General features: G+C 47.5%; 21 protein-coding genes. 10 read left to right on the forward strand and 11 right to left on the reverse strand.

Features of this window, described 5'->3' with window-relative positions:
• Positions 1-91 precede the first annotated feature (91 nt).
• Entirely contained in the window at positions 92-1,351 is a 1,260-nt protein-coding gene (locus AC4QZR_RS10915; RefSeq protein WP_494480954.1) for an MgtC/SapB family protein, read from the forward strand.
• 39 nt (positions 1,352-1,390) lie between these two features.
• Here AC4QZR_RS10915 and AC4QZR_RS10920 read toward each other — a convergent pair whose 3' ends face one another.
• From AC4QZR_RS10920 to AC4QZR_RS10930, 3 genes are read right to left on the reverse strand one after another with little or no spacing between them, the layout of a single operon-like run.
• Entirely contained in the window at positions 1,391-2,473 is a 1,083-nt protein-coding gene (locus AC4QZR_RS10920; protein ID WP_494480955.1) for a bifunctional 3-deoxy-7-phosphoheptulonate synthase/chorismate mutase type II, read from the reverse strand.
• A gap of 45 nt (positions 2,474-2,518) precedes the next feature.
• A complete protein-coding gene (locus tag AC4QZR_RS10925) occupies positions 2,519-3,694 on the reverse strand; it encodes a pyridoxal phosphate-dependent aminotransferase (RefSeq protein ID WP_494480956.1) in 1,176 nt (391 codons plus the stop codon).
• 10 nt (positions 3,695-3,704) lie between these two features.
• On the reverse strand, positions 3,705-4,523 hold the full coding sequence (locus AC4QZR_RS10930; protein ID WP_494480957.1) for a prephenate dehydratase: 819 nt from the start codon (positions 4,521-4,523) through the stop codon (positions 3,705-3,707).
• A 587-nt stretch (positions 4,524-5,110) separates the two neighbouring features.
• Between AC4QZR_RS10930 and AC4QZR_RS10935 the strand changes: the two genes are divergently transcribed.
• The 9 genes from AC4QZR_RS10935 (at position 5,111) to xrtN (ending at position 13,007) form a co-directional block, all read left to right on the forward strand.
• Positions 5,111-5,302 carry a cold-shock protein gene (locus tag AC4QZR_RS10935; protein WP_188502381.1) on the forward strand — a complete coding sequence of 64 codons (192 nt, stop codon included), beginning with the start codon at positions 5,111-5,113 and terminating at the stop codon, positions 5,300-5,302.
• A gap of 137 nt (positions 5,303-5,439) precedes the next feature.
• Positions 5,440-5,667: a hypothetical protein gene (locus tag AC4QZR_RS10940; protein ID WP_188502380.1), complete on the forward strand. Its 228-nt coding sequence runs from the start codon at positions 5,440-5,442 to the stop codon at positions 5,665-5,667.
• Positions 5,668-5,717: 50 nt separating this feature from the next.
• A complete protein-coding gene (locus AC4QZR_RS10945) occupies positions 5,718-6,173 on the forward strand; it encodes a cold-shock protein (RefSeq protein ID WP_494480958.1) in 456 nt (151 codons plus the stop codon).
• 195 nt (positions 6,174-6,368) lie between these two features.
• A complete protein-coding gene (locus tag AC4QZR_RS10950; protein WP_494480959.1) occupies positions 6,369-6,977 on the forward strand; it encodes a TetR/AcrR family transcriptional regulator in 609 nt (202 codons plus the stop codon).
• A gap of 143 nt (positions 6,978-7,120) precedes the next feature.
• Positions 7,121-8,026, forward strand: a complete 906-nt coding sequence (locus tag AC4QZR_RS10955) for a hypothetical protein (RefSeq protein WP_494480960.1) — start codon at positions 7,121-7,123, stop codon at positions 8,024-8,026.
• A gap of 157 nt (positions 8,027-8,183) precedes the next feature.
• Complete coding sequence (locus tag AC4QZR_RS10960; protein ID WP_494480961.1) at positions 8,184-8,807, forward strand: hypothetical protein; 624 nt, start codon at positions 8,184-8,186, stop codon at positions 8,805-8,807.
• A 65-nt stretch (positions 8,808-8,872) separates the two neighbouring features.
• Positions 8,873-9,121: a winged helix-turn-helix domain-containing protein gene (locus AC4QZR_RS10965; protein WP_494481255.1), complete on the forward strand. Its 249-nt coding sequence runs from the start codon at positions 8,873-8,875 to the stop codon at positions 9,119-9,121.
• Positions 9,122-9,159: 38 nt separating this feature from the next.
• Positions 9,160-11,673 (forward strand): XrtN system VIT domain-containing protein, encoded by a 2,514-nt coding sequence (locus tag AC4QZR_RS10970; RefSeq protein WP_494480962.1) that lies wholly within the window; start codon positions 9,160-9,162, stop codon positions 11,671-11,673.
• Positions 11,670-13,007 (forward strand): exosortase N, encoded by a 1,338-nt coding sequence (gene xrtN / locus AC4QZR_RS10975; RefSeq protein WP_494480963.1) that lies wholly within the window; start codon positions 11,670-11,672, stop codon positions 13,005-13,007. The genes AC4QZR_RS10970 and xrtN overlap by 4 nt, the downstream gene beginning before the upstream one ends.
• 172 nt (positions 13,008-13,179) lie before the next feature.
• Here the strand turns inward: xrtN and AC4QZR_RS10980 are convergent, their stop codons facing one another.
• From AC4QZR_RS10980 to AC4QZR_RS11015, 8 genes are all read right to left on the reverse strand, one after another.
• The gene (locus AC4QZR_RS10980) at positions 13,180-14,931 is read right to left on the reverse strand and encodes a hypothetical protein (RefSeq protein WP_494480964.1); all 1,752 of its coding nucleotides are present in this window, start codon (positions 14,929-14,931) and stop codon (positions 13,180-13,182) included.
• The gene (locus AC4QZR_RS10985; RefSeq protein ID WP_494480965.1) at positions 14,928-16,250 is read right to left on the reverse strand and encodes a PKD domain-containing protein; all 1,323 of its coding nucleotides are present in this window, start codon (positions 16,248-16,250) and stop codon (positions 14,928-14,930) included. Before AC4QZR_RS10985 ends, AC4QZR_RS10980 begins: the two co-directional genes overlap by 4 nt.
• A gap of 236 nt (positions 16,251-16,486) precedes the next feature.
• Positions 16,487-16,948, reverse strand: coding sequence for a hypothetical protein (locus AC4QZR_RS10990; RefSeq protein ID WP_494480966.1), 462 nt, complete (start codon positions 16,946-16,948; stop codon positions 16,487-16,489).
• 278 nt (positions 16,949-17,226) lie between these two features.
• Positions 17,227-17,658, reverse strand: coding sequence for a hypothetical protein (locus AC4QZR_RS10995; RefSeq protein WP_494480967.1), 432 nt, complete (start codon positions 17,656-17,658; stop codon positions 17,227-17,229).
• Positions 17,659-17,736: 78 nt separating this feature from the next.
• Positions 17,737-18,189 carry a hypothetical protein gene (locus tag AC4QZR_RS11000; protein WP_494480968.1) on the reverse strand — a complete coding sequence of 151 codons (453 nt, stop codon included), beginning with the start codon at positions 18,187-18,189 and terminating at the stop codon, positions 17,737-17,739.
• A gap of 369 nt (positions 18,190-18,558) precedes the next feature.
• A complete protein-coding gene (locus tag AC4QZR_RS11005) occupies positions 18,559-19,296 on the reverse strand; it encodes a hypothetical protein (RefSeq protein ID WP_494480969.1) in 738 nt (245 codons plus the stop codon).
• Positions 19,297-19,337: 41 nt separating this feature from the next.
• A complete protein-coding gene (locus AC4QZR_RS11010; protein ID WP_494480970.1) occupies positions 19,338-20,429 on the reverse strand; it encodes a hypothetical protein in 1,092 nt (363 codons plus the stop codon).
• Between the two features lie 89 nt (positions 20,430-20,518).
• Positions 20,519-21,010, reverse strand: coding sequence for a DUF6985 domain-containing protein (locus tag AC4QZR_RS11015; protein ID WP_494480971.1), 492 nt, complete (start codon positions 21,008-21,010; stop codon positions 20,519-20,521).
• Positions 21,011-21,020 lie beyond the last annotated feature (10 nt).

Consider the following 21,020-nt stretch of genomic DNA (forward strand, 5'->3'; position numbering starts at 1 on the left):
GTGATTGCCTGATAAAAGTATAGCCCCGGCTATACTTTTATCATTTAGGGCTGTATCTTAGCATCATACCTAAAGCCCTTACACTGCCTGCATGGAACAGGAACTCTTCCAGATACTTGCCATTTCATTGGGACTCGGACTGTTGGTTGGTCTGCAGCGACAGCACGACAACGCCCAGATTGCCGGCATCCGCACGTTCCCGCTCATAACACTCTTTGGCACACTCACTGCCCTGATGGCCCGTGAAATGGGCGGATGGGTAGTAGGAGCCGGCTTGCTGGCCACTGCCGCCCTTGTCGTGACGGCCAACCTGATGAAAAAGAAGGAGCCTTTACCTGATGTGGGTCAAACCACTGAAGCGGCCCTTCTGCTCATGTTTGCGGTAGGCGCCTACCTGGTGTACGGCAGCAAGACAGTGGCTGTGGCTTTGGGCGCCACGGTAGCAGTTCTACTCCACCTCAAAGATACCCTGCACCGCATCGTATCGCGCATCGGGCAGCAGGACCTGACAGCCATCATGCAGTTTGTGGTCATTTCCTTTGTCATACTGCCTATACTGCCAGACCAGGCCTATGGCCCTTACGAAGTACTAAACCCAAATAACATCTGGCTGATGGTCGTGCTGATTGTAGGCATCGGGCTGCTGGGCTATTTTGTGTATAAGTTCTTCGGCAACAAGGCGGGCACATTTCTGGGTGGCGTGCTGGGCGGACTGATCTCGAGCACTGCTACTACGGTGAGCTATGCCCGCCGTGCTAAGGATTCCAAAGGAAGCAGCCAGCTGGCGGCTATTGTGATCTTCATTGCCTCTACGGTGGCCTTTTTCCGAATCCTGACTGAGATCCTGATCGTGGCGCCGGGTGTGATGCCACAAGTGGCCCCTCCCCTGCTGGTTGTGGTGGGGCTGATGGTCGTGACCGGCCTGATCGCTTACTTTACCAATAAAGAAGAAGGTGACCACATGCCCGAGCAGGAAAACCCCGCCCAACTGAAGGCGGCCCTCGTGTTCGGTGCTATTTACGGTATTGTGATTCTGGCAACAGCTGCCGCGAATGACTACCTCGGGGACAGTGGCCTGTACATTGTCGCCATCATTTCGGGCCTGACCGACGTGGATGCCATTACGCTCTCTACTTCCCGATTGATGAACATGGGCAATTTGTCGCCCGACAACGGCTGGCGAATCATTTTGGTGGCTGCCCTCTCCAATGTCGCTTTTAAAGGTGCTTTGGCCGGCTTTCTGGGAAACAGCAAGCTATTCGCTAAGATTTCGCTCCTGTTTGGCATTGTGCTGCTGGGCGGACTTCTGGTGCTCTGGTGGTGGCCGGAAGGCTATACCTGGCAGGTATAGCCCGCGTTATTACCTCACCCGAAATCACTGCCAAACCGACTAGGCCCGCGCAGGTATAAGCGGCAGCACCCTCTGCTGTCTCCTCACCGACTCCTGATGGATGCGGTCGAACAACTGCGTGACAAACTCCTCATTAAGATTTTTGCTAAGAGCGAGACTGGTGTGTTTTTCAAGCAGCTGCGCCCACCTGTTTTCCTGGAACACGGTAAGGTTATGCTGCGCTTTGTACTGGCCTATTTCAGCAGCCACCTGCATGCGGTAGCTCAACAGATCAATCAGTTGCTCATCAATGTAGTCAATAGAATGGCGCATGTCACTCAGATCGGCTGCCGCTTTTGTGTCAGTGGTCAACGGACGGCCACTCAGTTTTGCCAGCAGCTCTTTGAGGGTCTGTGGGGTAATCTGCTGGTCGGCGTCACTCCAGGCAGTTTCAGGGGTTATGTGCGTTTCGATCATCAGACCGTCCATGCGGAGTGCCAGGGCTGTTTCGGCTATACCTGCCAGCAGCTGACGGTTACCAGCAATGTGGCTGGGGTCGTTGATCAGCAACAGATCGGGGCGCAGCTCCTTCAGGGTCATGGGCATGCTCCACTCCGGGTTATTCCGGTACACCGACTTGCCCAACGGCGAGATGCCCCGGTGGATGGCGCCAACCTGTTTGATACCTGCCTTCTCCAGCCGCTCAATGGCTCCCAGCCATAGGTTTACATCCGGGTTAACAGGGTTTTTGACCAGCACGGGTATACCTGTACCTTTCAGGGCGTCTGCAATTTCCTGCACGGCAAACGGATTGGCTGTGGTACGCGCGCCGACCCAAAGCACATCGATACCGTGCTGCAGGCACTGCTCAACATGCATAGAGTTTGCCACCTCGGTTGCTACACGCAGGCCTGTTTCCTGTTGCACCCGCTGCAGCCAGGTGAGTCCCTGTTGGCCTACCCCCTCAAATGAGCCCGGGCGGGTTCTGGGTTTCCAGATGCCTGCTCTGAAGATATCCACTCCCGCATACTTTAACTGATGGGCTGTCGCCAGCACCTGCTCTTCTGTTTCAGCGCTGCAAGGCCCCGCTACGATGAGCGGCTGCTCCTGCGCTTTTAGTGTCCATGCTGATTTCGTATTCATATTGATTGAAGCTAACGTGTTTCTGAATTCTATTTATCTGATGTGTTAAACCTGGAGGCTGCTGAGTTCGTGTTGCTGTACCCTCCGTAGCAGTTGTGCCAGCGCTTCGGCAGGTTGCGTGAGCGCTACCCGGATATAGCCCTCGCCGTTGCGCCCGTATACCCGGCCGGGGGCCACAAAAAGGTCGAACGTGTTGAGCAGGTAGTCGCTGTAAGCGAAGCTGTCCTGCCAGCCGGGAGGTATAGCTGCCCACAGGTATAGCCCTGCCCCCGTGGTGGCGTAATTGCACTGCAGCTCATCCAGCAGTTGGCATATCAGGGTCCGTCTTTGCAGGTAGGTTGACTGCAATGCCGAATACCAGGCTTCGTCTGCCTCTAAGGCAACGATAGCGGCTTCCTGTATGGGTTTGAAAATGCCAGTGTCTGAGTAGCTTTTCATCTTAGCGACAGCATCGAGGTAGGTTGCTTTTCCGGCCAGCATACCTAGCCGCCAACCGGGCATATTGTGCGATTTGCTCAGCGAGTTAAGCTCCACGGCCACCTCCATAGCACCTGGCATACTCAAAATGCTGAGGGGCTCTTCGTTCAGGGTCAACGAATAGGGGTTATCATGACAAAGCAGGATCTGGTGCTTGTGGGCAAAAGAGACAAGCGCCTGCAGGTCCGCTTCACTTGCCACAGCCCCCGTCGGGTTGCCCGGAAAATTAAGCCACAGCATTTTGGTGGTGGGACTGACCAGACTTTCCAGTTCAGTCATATCAGGCAACCAGCCCTTCGCCGCCGTCAGGTTGTAATAGATTGCCTTGGCTCCGGCAGCTACTGCTGCGTTCGCATAGATGGGGTAGCCGGGGTCAGGTATAAGCACTTCATCGCCCGGGTCCAGGAAAGCCAGTGAAAGGTGCATGATGCCTTCTTTAGAGCCGATAAGTGGCAGGACCTCGTCCCGGTAATCAAGCGCTACCCCAAAGCTTCGTTTATACCAGGCACTCAGCGCCTGGCGCAATTCAGGGGTGCAGCGGTATGACTGGTACTGGTGCGCCTCTGCCCGTCCGGCCGCCTCTATCAGGGCTGCAGTCACCTTCGGGTCAGGTGCCAGATCCGGGTTTCCTATACCTAGGTTGAGGATGGTGCGCCCCTGCGCTTCAAGCTGACTGATCTCGGCCAGCTTTTGGGAGAAGTAGTAAGCGCCTGTGCTGTTGACGCGTATAGAAGGTTTGATCATAACAAGTAAATTAATGGGTATGGGCCGTGTATTTCCCCAGCAGGTCGACAGTTTCAGCCATCGCATTTAGTTCTGTGAGTGTCTCCTGCATTTGTTCTTCTGCCTCAAACCGCAGATCCAGGTAATAGCGGTAGTGCCAGGGCCGGCCAGGTATAGCCATTGATTCGATTTTAGAGACTTGCAGGTGCCGCTCCTGCAGCAGTGCCATAGCCTGTGTGAAAGCCTCTGGCTGAGGTGGCAGCACGAGGCTAAGGGTAGCCTTATTGCAGGGAGCTTCCTGTTGCGGCTGACGGTCCAGCACCAGAAAGCGGGTGTAGTTCTGTTTGCTCGCTTCGATGGATTCTCCAAGCACGACCAACCCGTGCCGGGAGATGGCCAGCGAGCTGCCGATGGCTGCCAACTCTGTAGAGCCGGCTTCAGCTACGTTCCGGATGCTTAGCGCCGTGTCCTCCGACTCGATCAGTTCTACAGCAGGATAGGCACCGAAAAAGGTGCGGCACTGATTGAGGGCCATGTAGTGGGAGTATACCTTGCGGATGCTCTGCAGCGAAGACCCCGGCACACCGCCCAGGTGCTGGCGAATGCGCATGATCACCTCTCCGCTTATCCACAGCTGGTGCTCCCGTATCAGTTCCAGATTAGGTTGTATCGTTCCCGCTATGGTATTCTCTATAGCCATGATGCCCTTGTCGGCCAGCCCACTGGCAACAGTCTCAGCCAGTTCCCGGAAAGTGAGGCAGGGCACTATCTCTATCGGCTGGTCGCCGAACCGGAGCCGGGCGGCTTCTTCGTGGAAGGCTCCTGCTATACCTTGAATTGCTATTTTCATTTAGATCAAAAAAAACGCCCCGGATTATGACTCCGGGGCGCTGGTGATAACTTTAGGTTAAAGTATAATCAATACAGCCCCGGGCGTTTACCAAAAAAGTAAAAGCTAAAACCAAAGCTGTAATAAAAATTCTGTTGTGTCAGATGCATTTGTATTGCTGATTTAAAACAAAAAAGGCTCCGCTTGGTGCGGAGCCTCTATATGATTGCATATACCTTTTCCCGCTTTAGTCCCGTGAAGGAAAAAAGTAAAAAAAGAAGGTATAAGATGTCTGCTGCTTGTTCATCTCAGTCGCCAATATAGAGACTTTTTATAAAACAACAATTTATTTTCGTTTTTATATCACAAAAACAGACCCTTCTAAGAAATTATATTTCTGTATACTATCCCTCTCCTAACTCAATTATCTGGCTTTAAAGCACCCGTACGCACTTTGGTTGGTGACTTTGCACTGAAGGAATTATAGAATACCTTTAATAAAACAGACTGCACCTCGCAATTGTAAAATTTTTATCGTATATTGTAAAAAAATAAATGAACCTATATACCAACTATAATGTAGTTAGTATATAATTAAACAACACAGAATGAATAACGGAACAGTAAAATTCTTTAATGACCTGAAAGGTTTTGGTTTTATTAAAGAAGACAACACAGATCAGGAGTACTTTGTACACGTGACTGGCCTGGTACATGAAATCCAGGAAAACGACAAAGTGACTTTTGAATTGCAGGAAGGCAGAAAAGGACTAAACGCGATTAACGTTAAGCGTGCTTAGTTTCTAGATATAAGTCATTTCGAGAAAAGCCTTGCCTGCGGGTGAGGCTTTTTTTTAAGTTTGATGTGCACGTATTTGCACCACTCCCCGTTTGTATAATGCCGCCCTGGCAATGTTTCACCTAACCCCTCCTTACGATGAATAGAAGATACCTGGTAGACACTACCACACGCGAGTACATCTGCGTAGCCCTCCAAAAAGGACAGGATTGGACCCCAAACAATCAGGATTCCCTCCCAAAGTTCATGAACTCTCGTAAAAACAAAGACCAACCCGACTTCGAACTTGTAACCGGCGAGTATAACGACAATTCATTTTTTGAAAAGTGGATTCGCAATGGCACAAATTTCCTGTTCAGGTACTAACAAACCTGAACATCCGCTTACCGTAATTATATAGATCATTTAACAGCAATATGGGTAGATCACAAGAAACCTTCAGTAAAAAAGAAAAAGAGAAGAAGAAACTTAAGAAAAGACAAGACAAAGAGCAGAAGCGCGAGGAGCGTATGGCCAACTCTGACAAAGGCAAAGGCCTGGATGAAATGTTGGCCTATGTGGACGAGTTCGGCAATATCACCGACACGCCGCCAGACCCTACGAAGAAGAAAAAAGAATTCAAGCAGGAAGATATTCAGATCGGTGTGGCCAAGCAGGCCGATATCGACCCGGCTGACCTGATCCGAAAAGGAACCGTTTCTTTTTTCAACGATTCGAAAGGCTACGGCTTCATCCAGGATCATGTGACCCAGGAGCGTGTCTTTGTGCACCAGAATGGTTTGGTGAACGCGATCAAGGAAAATGATCGTGTAACTTTTGAGGTTGAAAAAGGCCCCAAAGGATTGAATGCTGTTAACGTTAAACTGGCGTAATCCCCTCTGGTTCAAAAGCCTACGAATATAGCTTTAAGCCATCTAGTTTAACTTAGGTGATTATAAATTTGAAATCTCCTGCTATTGTCAGTAATAATACTGACTGCAGGAGATTTTTTTGTCGTATAAGCTTCCTGGTCACAGCTGCTCGTACCTTTGTGGCAGGACCGTGATGATGAACCGCACCCTACTAGTATGGACACGACAAACACCCCGAAGGCCCTGATATTGCAGGAGGCTCAACAACAGTTTTTTAAGCAAGGCTACAGCAAGGTATTGATGGCTGACCTGGCCAAGCAGCTGGGTATGAGCAAAAAAACGCTGTACCAGTATTTCAGAGGAAAAGAGGAATTGCTCCACGCCGTGATTAAGCACTACCTGGAAGCACTGCAGCGGGAAGTAGAACACCTGCTCCAGCAGGAAGAAGCCGATTTCACCCGCAAAGCGGAACAAGTCTTCCGGACCGTCGGACAGCGCTTTGCACTTATCAACGGGCAGCTGCTCACTGACATTCGAAAGCACACCCCCAAGACCTGGCAACTACTACAACAGTACCGCACCGAGGCCGCTTTTAAGCGATTCAAAACATTGCTAGAAGAAGGCAGCCGGAAGGGCTTTATCCGGAAAGACGCCAATATCTCGCTGGCAGTGCTGCTTTACGCCAGTGCGCTGGAGAAGATCCTGGACCCGGAGTTTATCGGCCAGGTACCACCAGAACTAATGAGGGATATCGATTATAGCCCATCTGCCGTGTATGAGGGCCTGGCTAACCTGATCTTTCATGGTTTGCTGGAGAAGAAGTAAGCAATCAGCAGACTAAGCAAAGCTTGCTGCTATACCTTAACTACCAAACTAAATACCTAAAAAACAGCTTGTTGATGTTGCTGTAAATTAAAATATAACTATATTTAGTAAAGTTTTCTCGTTTCTCACTCATCAGACAAGGTATGAAAGCAAGAACTTTACTCCTCCTCCCCCTTCTGGCCATGCTGGCTGGCTGCCCCAAAGGCAAAGAAGAAATCAAGCAGCTATACCCTCAAAAGGTGGTAATCGGCGGAACATCCCATGAGTTCCAATACGACCAGGGAAGGGTATACAGCGTAACGACCATCAGGCCTAATTTCTATGAGGAGGTGACTTATAGTTACCATGATGAACATTTCAAAGAGCCAGATAATTTACATAAGGATAAAATATTTGAAGTAGTTTGGAGGCCCGATGCTGGTACGATTGGCTGGGATAGGAGCGACTCTGTTATTATGAAGAAGGAATGGCTTATCAGATCTGATGAAACAGGGCTTTTAGCACGTGAGACTCAAAGTACCTTACTACATCACGTAACTGCAAGGGACTATGTATACCATGTATATGATACCACAAATCAGTTGACAGCATCCAAATACTATTTTTACAACCCAGCTGACTGGAATACAAGCACCGTGCTAGATGATCCAAAATATATTTCCAAGGTGATCTCCTATTCCTACGAGCAGGGCAAACTAACCAAAGTAGCCTACAGCGCCCCCAGCGCCCAAAAGCCGTACCTCACCATCGAACTGGAGTACGACGACAAGCTAGGCTACCTGCGGAGCCTTCCCCTCGAAGCCAAGTTCATGCCGCTGGAACTTCCTTACCGGGATCACAACATCACCCGCTATACCGTGCGCGACCGGGACGGCAATATCAGAAAGGACCTCTCATATACCTGCCGCTATACCTACAACCGCGATGGGTACCCCACCAAGATTAAAAAAACCATGCTGGATGGACTGGAACAGGAAGGGTATATTGTATATAAGGCTTCCATCGGAAAATCAGCGGTAGCAGAGGCTGGTTTGGTAGACGCGAATTAAATACTGCCCAAGCAAACGGTGAGGAGCGTATCCGGTATTTCAAGATTCTTTTCTATTGCTGTTTCTCTCAGCCAACCTTAACATTTAAAAAAATATATACTTTATCTCTTGGATTTACGTATTGCAATAGTAACTTTGAAACACAAAGTACTTTATCATGAACCAACAGCAAGACCAACTCGCCACTCTGCATGAGATCCGCAGTATCATGGACCGCTCATCCCGCTTCATTTCGCTGAGCGGATTATCAGGAGTATTTGCCGGACTATTCGCGCTTGCGGGCGCTGGACTGGTTAGATGGCACCTGAGTGAGCATAATATTGTATACAGGGATACTTACACAATCAGCCTGAACTGGAACACGATTGTTTTCCTGATCACGGTGGCAGCTTTTGTTTTTATACTCGCCATAAGTTCGGCACTGTATTTTACTCACCGCAAAGCCAGCAAAAGCAGACAGCGCATGTGGGACAGCAAGTCGCGCCGGCTGCTCATCAACCTGGCTATACCTTTGGCGGTAGGCGGCTTCTTTTGCGCGGTGTTGATTTATCATGGCATCATCTACCTGGTGGCTCCTGCCATGCTTATTTTCTATGGTCTCGCCCTGGTGAACGGGAGCAAGTATACGCTCAGCGATATTCGCTACTTGGGTATAAGTGAGGTCATACTGGGCTTGTTCGCTGCTGTGTTTATTGGTTACGGTCTGCTCTCCTGGACAATCGGTTTTGGTGTACTGCACATTGTGTATGGCACCCTCATGTATTACAAGTACGAAAGGTAGCCAGCGTGAGAGCGTATCTGGAAAATATCAACAAGGCTTTTGAAAGCAGAGCCCGGCTTGGAATTATGTCTGTGCTGATGGTAGAGGACAGCGTGGATTTCAATACGCTGAAAGAAACCCTGCAACTGACAGACGGAAACCTGGCCAGCCATTTGCGCGCGCTGGAGGAGGCGCAGTACCTGCGGGTAGAAAAGCAATTTGTCGGGCGAAAACCCAATACAACGTATCATGCCACTGACTTGGGCCGCAAAGCTTTCACCAATCACTTAGATGCGCTTGAGCAGTTGATTTTGGACAACAGAAAAGACGATTAAATTTTTTTATAGCTACACTTTGAAAAACAAAGTACTTTATGAACACGAAAACTATAACTAAAAAACTTACTCAGAACGAGCTATCCCTCCTACATGTGGGCACCGGACTAACGCTCTTCTCTTTTCTGATCTTCCTGCTGCCGGAGTGGGGAATTGCGGCGAAGGACGGGGCGGCATTCGCTATCTTTTGGGTTAACTACGGCCTGGCAATCCTCTACTTTGTCCTATTGCTGTTGGATGGCAGGTATACGATCAAAAAACCTTTTCAGGATCTGGAGCACCTTTATCCCCTGCTAGTACTGGCCATCATCAGCTGCTATTCGCTTAACCGGCAGATGAGCATTTTTCAGGATTCGGTTCCGTGGTTAGAAGCACTTGTCTGTTTGTTCTGTGTCGCGCTGGTGACCTATAGCTACAATCCCCTTCTGCCCCGCCTGGCAAACCAAATGCTACTCTTCGTGCTAGGTATAGGTGCTGTGCTTTGGGTTTACTATGCCTTATACCTGTTCCCGCTCTACGCGCCTAGTTTCATGCTCTCGTTCGTGCTGGGTCTTTCGCTGCATACCTTCGTGCCATTGTGGGTGGTGCTGAGCCTGGTTTTCGCAGTGAAAAAAGCAGTAGCCGCTGACCAGCAGTATGGGCGGAGTTTCCTGGCGGGGGCGGCTTTTCCGGTGCTTTTCGCGGCCTTCTTTCTGGTGCAGTGGTACCAGCGCAACCAGCAAATCAACTTTCTGGCAAACGAAGAAGTCATAAAAGAAAATGACACGCTGCCGCGCTGGGTGAGCCTCAGTCAACAGTTGCCTGCCGACTACATCACGGAGCGGATCATGAAAACGGATCTGGTCTACCAGGCCCCATCCGAGGAGTTCAGCATGTGGGAATTACCGGAAGGCAGCTTCAGCGAAATCAAGCGGCACGATCCGCTAGTGATCCTTTCACTCTTTCTGCTGGGCAGGCCGAATGTAGAACGGCAGGAGAAGATAAAAATTCTGGAAAGCCTATACGATGCCCGGCATCAGGCAGAGCAGCGGCTCTGGTCTGGCAATAACCTGAGCACAGTTAGTGTAGTGTCGCAGGTCAGGCTATACCCTGCTCACCGCCTTGCCTACACCGAAAAGGTGCTCAGCATCCACAACAGCATGCCCAACAGCTGGAACCAACAGGAGGCGATCTATACCTTCTTTTTGCCGGAGGGAAGCGTGGTGTCCTCACTCTCGCTGTGGATAGAGGGCCGTGAAGAGAAAGGCTACCTCACCACCAAGGGCAAAGCGCATACGGCCTACAACACCATTGTCGGCAGGGAGCGTCGGGACCCATCGGTCATACACTGGCAGGAAGGAAGCAGGGTATCTGTTCGTGTGTTCCCCTGCACGCCTGACGAGAACCGGCAGTTCAAGATCGGCGTAACTTCCCCTCTCCGGCAGGATGGTCAGGAATTGGTGTACGACAATGTGTACTTCACAGGCCCATCTGCTGCAGGTGCCACTGAAACCTCCATGATCTATGTGAAAGGCGAAGCGCTGCCGCTCCACCTCCCGGCGGGGTATGAAGAGACGAAACTCGGAGTATACAAGCGACAGAGCAGCTACCAACAGGACTGGAGCCTACGCCTGTCCGCTACTAAACTTGCAAGTGACAGCTTTGCTTTTGGCGGAAGCAGTTACCAGTTGCAGGAGCTGTCACAGCAGCTGGAAACCTTCACTCCCACGCAGGTATACCTTGACATCAACGCCAGTTGGTCAGCCCGGGAGTTGGATCAGGTATGGGACTTGATAAAAGACAGGCAGGTATACGTGTGGCAGGACCGGATGCTAAAGCTAACGGCAGAAAATAAAACGCAAGTATTCAGTCATCTGACACAGCAACAGTACTCACTGTTTCCGCTACACAAGATAAAGCACACAGAGCAGGCACTCGTCATCAGCAAGAGCAAGGGCAGCTCCCCTAACCTGAGTGATCTGAAGAACACGGGCTTTGCAGAAGAGATGACTGAAAAGCTGCCATTGCAAGGCCCTGTCAGAGTCTATACCTTAGGTGAGGAGCTCTCCCCATACCTTAGAGGTTTGAAGGAGCTTCAGGTGATCGCCACGATGCAAGGGGACGTGCAATCCATGGCTGACCTGCTCCAGCAGGGTCAATTTATCCAAGCCATACCTGCCAAAGACGTTGTGCGGTTGGGCACCTCAGGTATAGGTATAGCCAAAACAGCAAACAGCACCAGCGGCAGCGCCCCCGACCACCTGCTCAGGCTCTTTGCCTACAACCACATCCTGCAGCAGATCGGCCCCCGCTACTTCTGCCAGGGCGATATCGAAGACGAACTGATTCAGGAAGCAGCACAGGCCAACATTGTAAGTCCGGTCTCCAGCCTGATCGTACTCGAAACACAGGCGGATTACGAGCGCTTCGACATACAGAAAAGCAAGGATAGTCTTGGGAATGCCAGCATGAATGCCTCGGGCGCCGTGCCAGAACCGGAAGAATGGGCCCTGATTATTATCGCCCTCATAGCGGTTGCATTTGTGACACTAAAACCCTATTTCCTGCGATGAAAGAAACTGCTTTACGCGCTGACCTGCTCCTGATACTGGGAGTGCTCGGGCTATACCTTGCCATCGGAGGGTTTTACCTGAAGGATTACCTGCTTTGGGATAGCCAGTGGTTACTTGCGCTTGTGCTGGTGCCACTGGTAGCCCAGGGCCGGCCCGGCAGATCGCTATCGCCGTGGCTGCTGCTTATTGGTGCGGCGTTGGTTATACTAGCCGCCAGCCTGCAAAACAGCACTTTTTACTTTTTTGGCTTTTTGCTGACCATTTGGTGCGGGGCGAAGCTCCTATACGGCCGAATTTCACTCTATCCTTTGCTATTGGTGCTGGTGGCCTCCCCTATCTTCCAGTACATCGCCAACATTATCAGTTTCCCGCTGCGTATGCAACTGACTACCTGGGCTGTTGCTGCGCTGCGGGCCATGGGAGCAGAAGCAGAAGCGGCCGGCAATCTGATACTGGTTAATGGGGAGGAGTTCGCTGTTGATCCGGCTTGTGCAGGTCTTTCTATGCTCTCGCTCACGTTTATTCTGGCTGTGTTTCTGCTGGCACGGTTACAGCACACCAGGCAACTGGTTTGGCCCCTCTGGCTGCTAGGGTCGCTGCTGGGATTTATGCTACTACTGAATCTGGTCTCGAACCTGCTGCGCATTCTGCTGCTTGTTTGGTTTAAAGTGCTCCCCGACAACCCGATGCATGACGTACTCGGCCTGCTCTGCCTCGTCCTATACGCACTGGTTCCCTTTTACCTCGTTGCGCAGCACCTGCACCGCCCTTTCGGGAAAGCCATTCAAACAAAAGAGGTACAGCCTACAGTCAGCCTGCGAGGTTCTTTACTGCTGAACTACCTCATGCTTCTTATGCTGATAGGGACCGGGGTAGGTATAAAAGGTGAGAACAAATCAATAGCTGTAGCGGCGACTCCGCAATTGTCCGGATTCGAAAGCCAGGTGATGCCGAATGGTGTTACCAAATACAGCAATCAGGAGACATTGGTATACCTGAAGCCTGTGCATGCATTTTACTCTACCGAGCACCATCCCCTTATATGCTGGGAGGGCAGCGGCTACAAATTCAAGCGGGTGCAGCAGCGGCAGGTGGGCAGCCGCACCATTTATGTGGGTGAACTGGAGAAGGGAAGCGAGAGGCTCTACACCGCCTGGTGGATGGACAATGGTCAGCACCAAACCATCGAACAGTGGGACTGGCGCTGGCGCATGCTGAAAGGCGAAGAAAAGTTCAGGCTGGTCAATGTAACAGTAGCCCGGCATGAGGACTTAACCCAGGCGGCGCTGGCTGTGATGGAGCAGTCGGAAATCAAAGCTTATGCCAAGCAATAGAAAACAAAAAGCCCATCAATCGCTGATTGATGGGCTCTGCTCTTTAGTCGATAGCAGCAGGGTATCTGTCATTCAGTACCTTTTTAACAACGCATTATCGTAATTCTTATAATAATACTTTGGTATGAGTGCCTCCATTAGCAAAGCTTTAAAGATTCCACACAAAGTGTTTCTAATACAGACTAAAATTATACCCAATAGTTGCTGTGAAGTCACTGGTTCTGCCATGCCCGGTCCTGTCTCTGAACTGATTTACGGTATTCAGCGCAAAGCTATGTCGGTTCAGGAACTGGTAAGCTACATTGCAGCGGAGGTTCAGGATGGTATTTTGGACCGTTGCATCTGCCAGGTTTCTGTTGTAGGAAGTAGAAACACCGGTGGAAAGTTTCTTGTCCAGAAGCCGCTTGTTAATAGCAAGGGTAGGCCCAAGGGTGACAAAGTCGTTACGGCCGATGGTGTTGTAGCTCAGGTTGAAGGCGCCGGTTACGCTCAACGCATAGGGCAGAAACGAGATGGTATAAGCCGAGGACAGGTTGTAGAACTGGGAGCCGCTCCCCATCCTAACCACATCTCCCTGCTTGTCTGCAGCATCCTGAAAACTCAGGTTCACATTCAGGTTCTGACTCTTCTGATCATCATTCCCAAGCAGGTATAGCGCATTCAAGGAGGCATTCTGTGATATCTGTGTAAAATCCAGCGTGTCGATGTACTCGTATTCACTTACCTGGTTGATCAGCCGGAACTGGGGTTTCAGGTTCATGTAGGTCTGAAAATTGGAATAGGCCAGCGTGACATTCATTTTTTCACTGGGCATATAATTCACATTCGCCGCCCCGATCATCCGGCGTGTCCTGCTCGTTTTATTGCGATCCAGGTCATCCTGCTGCATCCCCACGTTTACATTAAAGTTCACCTTGTCATTAAACAGGGCATGGGCCAGGGTAGCCGTCATGTTCTCCATGTCGTTGTTGAAGTAGTAGGCTCCCAGAGTTTCATAGCCCGGGTCTACCCGCTCATACTCTACCCCAATAGAGCCTTTCCGGAGACTGTAGGCGACCTGGGTCTTCAGGGCCGAGTAAACACTGGTGGAAGCCCGCTCCCTTACCAGCCTGGACAACGACAGCTCACCTGTTGGATCCACCTCCTGTGCCCGAAGGTCGCGAGTCAGCACGCTGGTGGCGTACTCCAGTTTCACGGCCAGTTCTTTGGAGGGCCTGTACCCGATCTCAATGCCGGTGGCGAGGTTACTCTGCGGGTAAATCAGCAGGCTGTCCGGTTTGTAGCTCAGCGAGTTTTGGTTGTCTTTGGCTCCGAAAACATGCAGGCCTACGGTATACTTCTCCTGCTCATAAGTGACCTTAGCACCATAGCCCACCCGTTCGTAAGCAGGCAGCACATTCAGGTTAAGTGAATCATACTCTACGGCACGCTGCAGGCGGCCGTACATGGCGCTCAGCTTCAGGGGGCTATTGGGGGTCAGCTCTATACCTGCTCCGGTGAAAAGGTGTCCGTTTAAGGTATAAGGTGAAAAAGACATGCCCACATCCCCGATATGCGCCGTGGCCCATTTGTAAGACGGATGGATACTCAGGCGATTTGGAAGTACCGGGTAGTTAAAGCTCCTTCCTACATTCGTCATGTTGAAAGAAAAAGGAAGGTTGATTTTCCCGAGCACATTCACACTCATATTTCCATTCAACATGTATGAAAATGGCTCCCGCCCATAGCTGCCGTTCCCGTTATAGAAAACAGTGTTGGCAGACAAGCCGCCACTGACCTTCAACGGGTTGCCTTTGCCAAACAATCCCTTCGGATCACTCAGGTCGAACTGCTGCGCTTGCACATGCGCACTAATCGTTAAGAAAGCCAGCAGTAGGAAGAGCTGGATACGCTGCTCTGATAAGGTGTAAAAGTTTATTCTCATAAAGCCTCCTTCTGCACTTTCACATCCAACAGTACATAGGAGCCGCTCCCCTCCTGCACAAACCGTTTAATTTTGATGGCGCCTTTTCTTCCGTCCTGCGTCTGAAAGAGCACCACCCGCGGTACCTGCGCATCTGTAAACTGCTTACCACCTTCTGCCGACTCGACTATTTTTACTCCCCTGAGCAGCGCGTCATCCTTCATGCTGTCGAAAGCTTCCGCTGTTACATTCGGCCCGCAGTTGCATAGCTCCTGTGAGTTGATATAAACGGTGGTATTAGCTGCTGGTATGGCATCGAAAGTCCAGTTTTGAACCTCTGCCGGAGAAACGAACTTGTTGTAGCTGAAGGAGGAGTTAATGCCAAAGTATACCAAGTCCACCAAGCCACCATTCGCTTCTGTAACCTCTCCTTTTCTGAGTGTCTGTCGGAGCTTCGTGGAATAGAAGGAACCTACAGTAGCATGCGCAGCACTTATACCCAGCTTTACATCTGTATGGGTGGTGAGGTTAGAGTTTGCCTTGACTGTAATAGTTTTGGTAACCGTCTTCGTCTCCTTGCCATTGCTGGCTTGCAGGGACACAGTATAGCTGCCGGGCTGTGAGAAGAGCACGTCTGTTTCAGCTGCTTCAGGCGCTGTGAGCTGCCCCCCGGGCGCTGACCAGGTATAGGATGTGCCGCTGATGGTTTTGTTCTGCAGACTGACCTTTAAGGGAGCCTCCAGGTCTTCATTCTCAGGTATAATGTCAAAGTCCGGGGCGAGTGCCGGGGCAACGGTAATATTTTTGGATAGGGTATACTGCGATCTGCTGTTCGCCACCTGAAGTGTGATGGTGTGCTCGCCTGCCGTTGTGAAGGTAACAAAGCCTGGGTCGGCAGCCGTGGAAGTAGCGGGCGAACCTCCCTCGAAGGTCCAGCTATACGTGTTGGCTCCCTGCGTCTTGTTTAGCACCTTTACCGCAACCGGAGCAAAGGCATTGTCCAGTACCTCCAGGTCGAAGTCAATCTGAACGGCTTCATCCAGTTCCAATACGATTTCCTTTACCTGACGCTCATCCTGGTTCCAGGCTTCCAGGGTTATCTTGTGTTGTCCGGCCGTGGGAAAGACGATGGTGCCGGGATTTTTTTGGGTAGAGGAGGCAGGCTGTCCATTTTCAAATGTCCATTTGTAGTTGGTTGCGCCCGTCGTCTTGTTGGTCAGGTTGACTTTAACCGGAATGCTGTAATCATTTTCCTCTACTGTAAAGCTAAAGTCTGCCGTTACGGCAATCACCTGCTCCTTTTCGCATGCGAAAAGTCCCCACAGGCATAGCAGTAACACAAGAGCTTTACAGCAGCTGTGTAAACTTGTTTTCATAGGTAATAAGCGGCCAATTAATAGCTGTTTCCAGTGTAGAAACAGTACTATATATTACAAAGTATAAATATACTGATTGTTATATATAAATAAAGCTTATAGTCCTTGAAAATCTTCTTCTGTGGCATTAGCAGGACAAATAGGATGGTTTGAGGCGGGGAGAGCTAGTACGTATGCTAATAGGCATGATGATATATTTATCAAATCTGTTCCCTTCTTGCACCTATAATGCGGTTTCCTGACATTTGTATAATCCAGTTAGCATAGTAGTCGTTGATGCCTGCATCATCTTTCTCAGTCAAATCAAAAGCAAGCTCATATGAAAAGTCCGTCCGAAAATAATCTGTGCCCTTACCCAAATAGTTGATGCCTGAAAACTCAAATTTGAAAACAGCTTCCTCTTTCTCCCAGAAGATCCTAGCAAGACATTCCAGTAGAATATTTGCGCTCTCAATCATGGAGACAGTGGGAATTTTATATTCCTTTAGAAAAGTTAAAAACTCTCTGAATATACCCCATTCAAATGTTTCTTTATCTGCAAAAAACTCGATGTTCACCCGCTGAGCATTAGAAGGTAATTCGCCCACCCAAAGGTTACCCGAGCCTGCCTGCCTAAAAATCAGATCCTCGTTATCTACATTAACTACTTTTTGATCTTCCATCCTTTTAATGCATTACTAAGATATCTAGAGTACTTTTAATTATTTGATAAACCGCTCTCAATAATTTCATTCCTATTAAAAGCAAATTGGCTTCTTAGTTCTTTGCTAATGCTAATTCTAAAAGAATAAGGAGCTGCTCCCTTCTTACCAATAAGCTAATTGCTTAGAATCTGTAGAGCGACTGTGACAATACTATTTCTCTATTTTCTCTTAAATACATGAAATATGGATAGAGAAAGAGTGTTCCTGATTAACCTTCAGCAAATAGAAAAGTCATTTCAGCTCAGCCTTTGCCTCACCTTCTGAGATAGCAAGTTCCCTTTTTGCTTTGCTAAAGCGGTCAAAGGTAAGTGATAAGGACTAAGTGATACTGCGTCATCAAACTTAAGCACTGGTAAGCCAAAATAGATGTCTTTAGCATTATCTAGTTCTAGGTACCACTTAGCCGCTGACACATTAGTCTTGATTACTTGCCCGATATAACTGGCTAAACCATCCAAGATACTTGTTCCTTCTTCTGATTTTAGAAATTCGGAGTCGTAAGTTTTAAGAATATAATCTTCCAGAACATCTAAGGAATTAATAGACAGGTCTAACCTTTGTGAAACAGAGTTTGGGAAGTGATGTAATAGTTCTTCTATTTTGTCTGGCAAACATGTGATCCACCATTCAAATTGTTCTACCTTTTCAGTTCTATCTTCTCCTCTCACTAATATCCTAACTTAAACCTTTAACGATTGAACGACAATTGTTTACCTTTTAGATATTTACTGATGGTTTTCAAAGCTTTAAACAACTTCTTTGATTACTTCTTGCTTAATGTCTTCATAAATTGAAAATATCCCTTTCAAGATTTCTTCCAATTCAGTTTCTGAAGTATAAATCGGTAAATTATACCGTTTCCTCTCAAATGGAATGTTCATATCCTCCGGAAGAAAATCAAATCGTCCCTGTGGGTTAAGAGAAGAATCTTTATTCTTTACGTAAAGAAGACTCTCAACCTGCCCGTCTTTTAAGACCATATTTAGAGTAAATGAGTAATTGCCATATTTATCAATTATCTGATAAAAGCTACCTTTAGCGTAATATCTAAACTCATAATCAAACTTCTCTAAAACACTTTCATAGATTGACCTGTTTGTCCCCCTCATTCTATTCTCATAATCCTGATGGGAATCGCATAATTCTCTATAGCGCCTAGCAAAAGCTATCTTCTCAAAGATTGGTTTTAACTCCATCATATCTGTATTTGCACCTTCAGGTCGCATTAAAATCATTTCATAGCATCGACTTCGAACTAATTTAACCTTTCTCCGTGTCCTGGACCAGATCATCAAAGAGCTGCTTCCAGTTAGCCTGTTAGGCTATATCTTCCGACCGTTTCTGACAGCCGGGCTTAGGCTGGCCAATACTACGTCTGCCTCATTCTCTATTAGCAAAAAAAGTTATTGCAGTTATTGAATAGCAGCAAAGATGTGCGGCGAGCACACGCCACTTGATCTGAAGTGCAACCAAAAAGTTTGACCTGCTCGCTATTAGAACTAGGGCCGCAACAGCAAGCAGATCGGTAGATCAAATATTGAAAGAACATGATTTGGATTAAACACCCGTTATGCCTGACTTTTTAGCTCCTCGAAGAAAGCATACCCATCGTAGTTGGGTAACTCTCTAGTCGGCAATAATTCTTTAGTTATCAAGGGGTGCTCAAAGGTGATTTCTATGCCTTTTATGTATGCTAGTTTTGCAAGGGCCGTAGCTTCTAGATTGATATACTCTTTAACTACCGCAGGTTGCTCTTGCTTATAGTGCAATGCAACGATTTCCTGCAAGCCTTTCTCTATTGTTGTTATCGCATTGTCTAGAAAACCTTCAAATACTGTTACGATACCAATGTATTGCTTTGCCCATCCCTTCTTACTCCATTTCTTTAAACCTTCGATGTTTGCTTGGAGCGCCTGTTGATCATCCTTCAAAACAGCTTGAACTGCCTTACCAAAATAAGTTGAAAAAGAATCAGGGTGTTCGGTCGTGACATAACTTAAATATCGCTTCATCAAGTTGCTGCTATCACTTAGTAGTGGAAAAGTAAATGTATCTAGTACATTGAATATCTCTCCATTAAGTTTTTCGTGATAGTAAGAATTTGTCATTGCAACCTTGTACAGAAAGACCTTGCTCGATTGTAGATCCTTATCGATAAATGCCTTATGCAAGAAGAATATCGTGTTGATTCCCTTGAGGGAGAGGATGAAGAAAGGTTTTTCCTCTGGAATATCTATTTTCCCTAGAATAAATCTCTCATCACCTATTGATCTCTTATAGGATTGGTTTAAAGAAATTGCAGCCATTAAAAGTTAACCAGTTTGATAATTATGACTCGTTATAAAATTTATAGGCGCTCAAATACATGAAGATTATTATTCCTATCTAAAATATACCAGCGATCATTGTAGTACTTCATTTCAAGAATCTGTGCAACACCTTCTCTCCTCATATCTAATTCATAGCTCCAAACTACTTCTTTCTTAGTTCTATCAAACACTCCAATCTTACCGCTTCGGTCATCACAAAAGTATAAGTTCTGATGTTTAGAGGGGAAAATGGTGTTACGGAAGCTAGCGCTAATATTGTGAGCCTCCATGCTTTGGCTTACATCAATGTACTCTCTTCTAGGAGTTTCTTCGTTCAGGTTGATTCTGTTAAAAAAAGTATCTCGTAAGCCAATAATCTCGCCCCCATCAGCGTCTAACTGCATCAACTCTCCGTAAGGAATGTAATCTCCTTCTTTTACTTCGTATGGTAAGGCTCGGAGATCAGTTTCCTGATAGCCCACCTTCTGGATCAGTTCTCCCTTATTGATATCAAAAGCTAAAAGCTTTCCTGAGTTTAGACTAATCCAAAGTACACTATCATTTATTCCGAGATAGGAGTAGATGTTTTCTTCTGACTTAATTTGATCTGTTCCTGTGTAAGAACCGAAATATTTAGTAAGGTCAAGACGGGCTCGAATTCTTCCATCTAGCGAGCTATAAACCACCAGATAGTTATGCTCAATGGATACCAATATATCTTCTAGGAAAGTACTACTTGTTATTTCCTTGGTTGTCCATAAAACATCATTACTTCTGATATCTATTAACTTTGATTCTATTTCTACAGGGTAATAACCCACCCACCTTGTGCTTAACGCAATCCCGCTCTCTCTATTTATATCATCTACCGTGATACTCTCCGGAAGAGTAGATAGCTTATAGTCCCCATCTAAATCTTGAAGGATCATAGCAGAATTATCATCTTTCTTAATCAAAATGAGATCGTTACTCACTATTTGTACCTTCGTAAAACCTTCGTCGATGACTTTGCTATACTTTAAAGTGTCACCATTAAAAAGGGATAGAGAATTATCATTGCTTAAAACAACCAGCGTATACTCAAAGGCATCAAAATCCTTAACTGTTTCACTTTGTATGAATTTAAACATGTCCTTACAATTTCTCTTCGCTATTCCTCCTAACTGCGGCCAAGAAGTTATGTTATCGTTCTTACATAAGGCTTTTTTTAGTGTCTTGTCTATTCTATACTGTCAAACTCACCATTCATTACACCAATCTTGATTCCATGTTCTGTTTCCCAAGGACATCTAAATACTAAATTGTAATACCTAAAATCTAGAAAACTAACATCAAACCATATATAATCTAACTGAGCACTACTTAAAGCTTCTTCCTCTGTGAATATATTAAAATAAGCTTTGTTTGCTTCAACTTCACTGCTAAACCCCTCTTTAGGGACATTATTATAGCTAATATTTGAAATGCAAGTTTGATAATGATCCCATATTCCTCGTTTTAACCAAGCATTATTTTTTTTATCAAAAGATAATAGCTCATTGACGATATCAGTAATCAAATCCATTTCTGCTTCCGATTTAGTACCAGAAGCATTAAGAGCTAAGACCTTAACTTTTTTATTAAAAAAAGGAATAAGTAATTTAATCTCAAACTGTGAGCATAATTCCCCCTGTGAAAGATTTCCTTTATTTATTATCTCTTCTTTTGTCATTTCTAATAAA

Source organism: Pontibacter sp. YIM B11418 (assembly GCF_059278805.1).

Coding starts and splice junctions, on each gene's coding strand:
- AC4QZR_RS10915 (WP_494480954.1), top strand. CDS start 92: ATGGAACAGGAACTCTTCCAGATACTTGCCATTTCATTGGGACTCGGA.
- AC4QZR_RS10920 (WP_494480955.1), bottom strand. CDS start 2,473: ATGAATACGAAATCAGCATGGACACTAAAAGCGCAGGAGCAGCCGCTC.
- AC4QZR_RS10925 (WP_494480956.1), bottom strand. CDS start 3,694: ATGATCAAACCTTCTATACGCGTCAACAGCACAGGCGCTTACTACTTC.
- AC4QZR_RS10930 (WP_494480957.1), bottom strand. CDS start 4,523: ATGAAAATAGCAATTCAAGGTATAGCAGGAGCCTTCCACGAAGAAGCC.
- AC4QZR_RS10935 (WP_188502381.1), top strand. CDS start 5,111: ATGAATAACGGAACAGTAAAATTCTTTAATGACCTGAAAGGTTTTGGT.
- AC4QZR_RS10940 (WP_188502380.1), top strand. CDS start 5,440: ATGAATAGAAGATACCTGGTAGACACTACCACACGCGAGTACATCTGC.
- AC4QZR_RS10945 (WP_494480958.1), top strand. CDS start 5,718: ATGGGTAGATCACAAGAAACCTTCAGTAAAAAAGAAAAAGAGAAGAAG.
- AC4QZR_RS10950 (WP_494480959.1), top strand. CDS start 6,369: ATGGACACGACAAACACCCCGAAGGCCCTGATATTGCAGGAGGCTCAA.
- AC4QZR_RS10955 (WP_494480960.1), top strand. CDS start 7,121: ATGAAAGCAAGAACTTTACTCCTCCTCCCCCTTCTGGCCATGCTGGCT.
- AC4QZR_RS10960 (WP_494480961.1), top strand. CDS start 8,184: ATGAACCAACAGCAAGACCAACTCGCCACTCTGCATGAGATCCGCAGT.
- AC4QZR_RS10965 (WP_494481255.1), top strand. CDS start 8,873: ATGTCTGTGCTGATGGTAGAGGACAGCGTGGATTTCAATACGCTGAAA.
- AC4QZR_RS10970 (WP_494480962.1), top strand. CDS start 9,160: ATGAACACGAAAACTATAACTAAAAAACTTACTCAGAACGAGCTATCC.
- xrtN (WP_494480963.1), top strand. CDS start 11,670: ATGAAAGAAACTGCTTTACGCGCTGACCTGCTCCTGATACTGGGAGTG.
- AC4QZR_RS10980 (WP_494480964.1), bottom strand. CDS start 14,931: ATGAGAATAAACTTTTACACCTTATCAGAGCAGCGTATCCAGCTCTTC.
- AC4QZR_RS10990 (WP_494480966.1), bottom strand. CDS start 16,948: ATGGAAGATCAAAAAGTAGTTAATGTAGATAACGAGGATCTGATTTTT.
- AC4QZR_RS11000 (WP_494480968.1), bottom strand. CDS start 18,189: ATGATGGAGTTAAAACCAATCTTTGAGAAGATAGCTTTTGCTAGGCGC.
- AC4QZR_RS11005 (WP_494480969.1), bottom strand. CDS start 19,296: ATGGCTGCAATTTCTTTAAACCAATCCTATAAGAGATCAATAGGTGAT.
- AC4QZR_RS11010 (WP_494480970.1), bottom strand. CDS start 20,429: ATGTTTAAATTCATACAAAGTGAAACAGTTAAGGATTTTGATGCCTTT.
- AC4QZR_RS11015 (WP_494480971.1), bottom strand. CDS start 21,010: ATGACAAAAGAAGAGATAATAAATAAAGGAAATCTTTCACAGGGGGAA.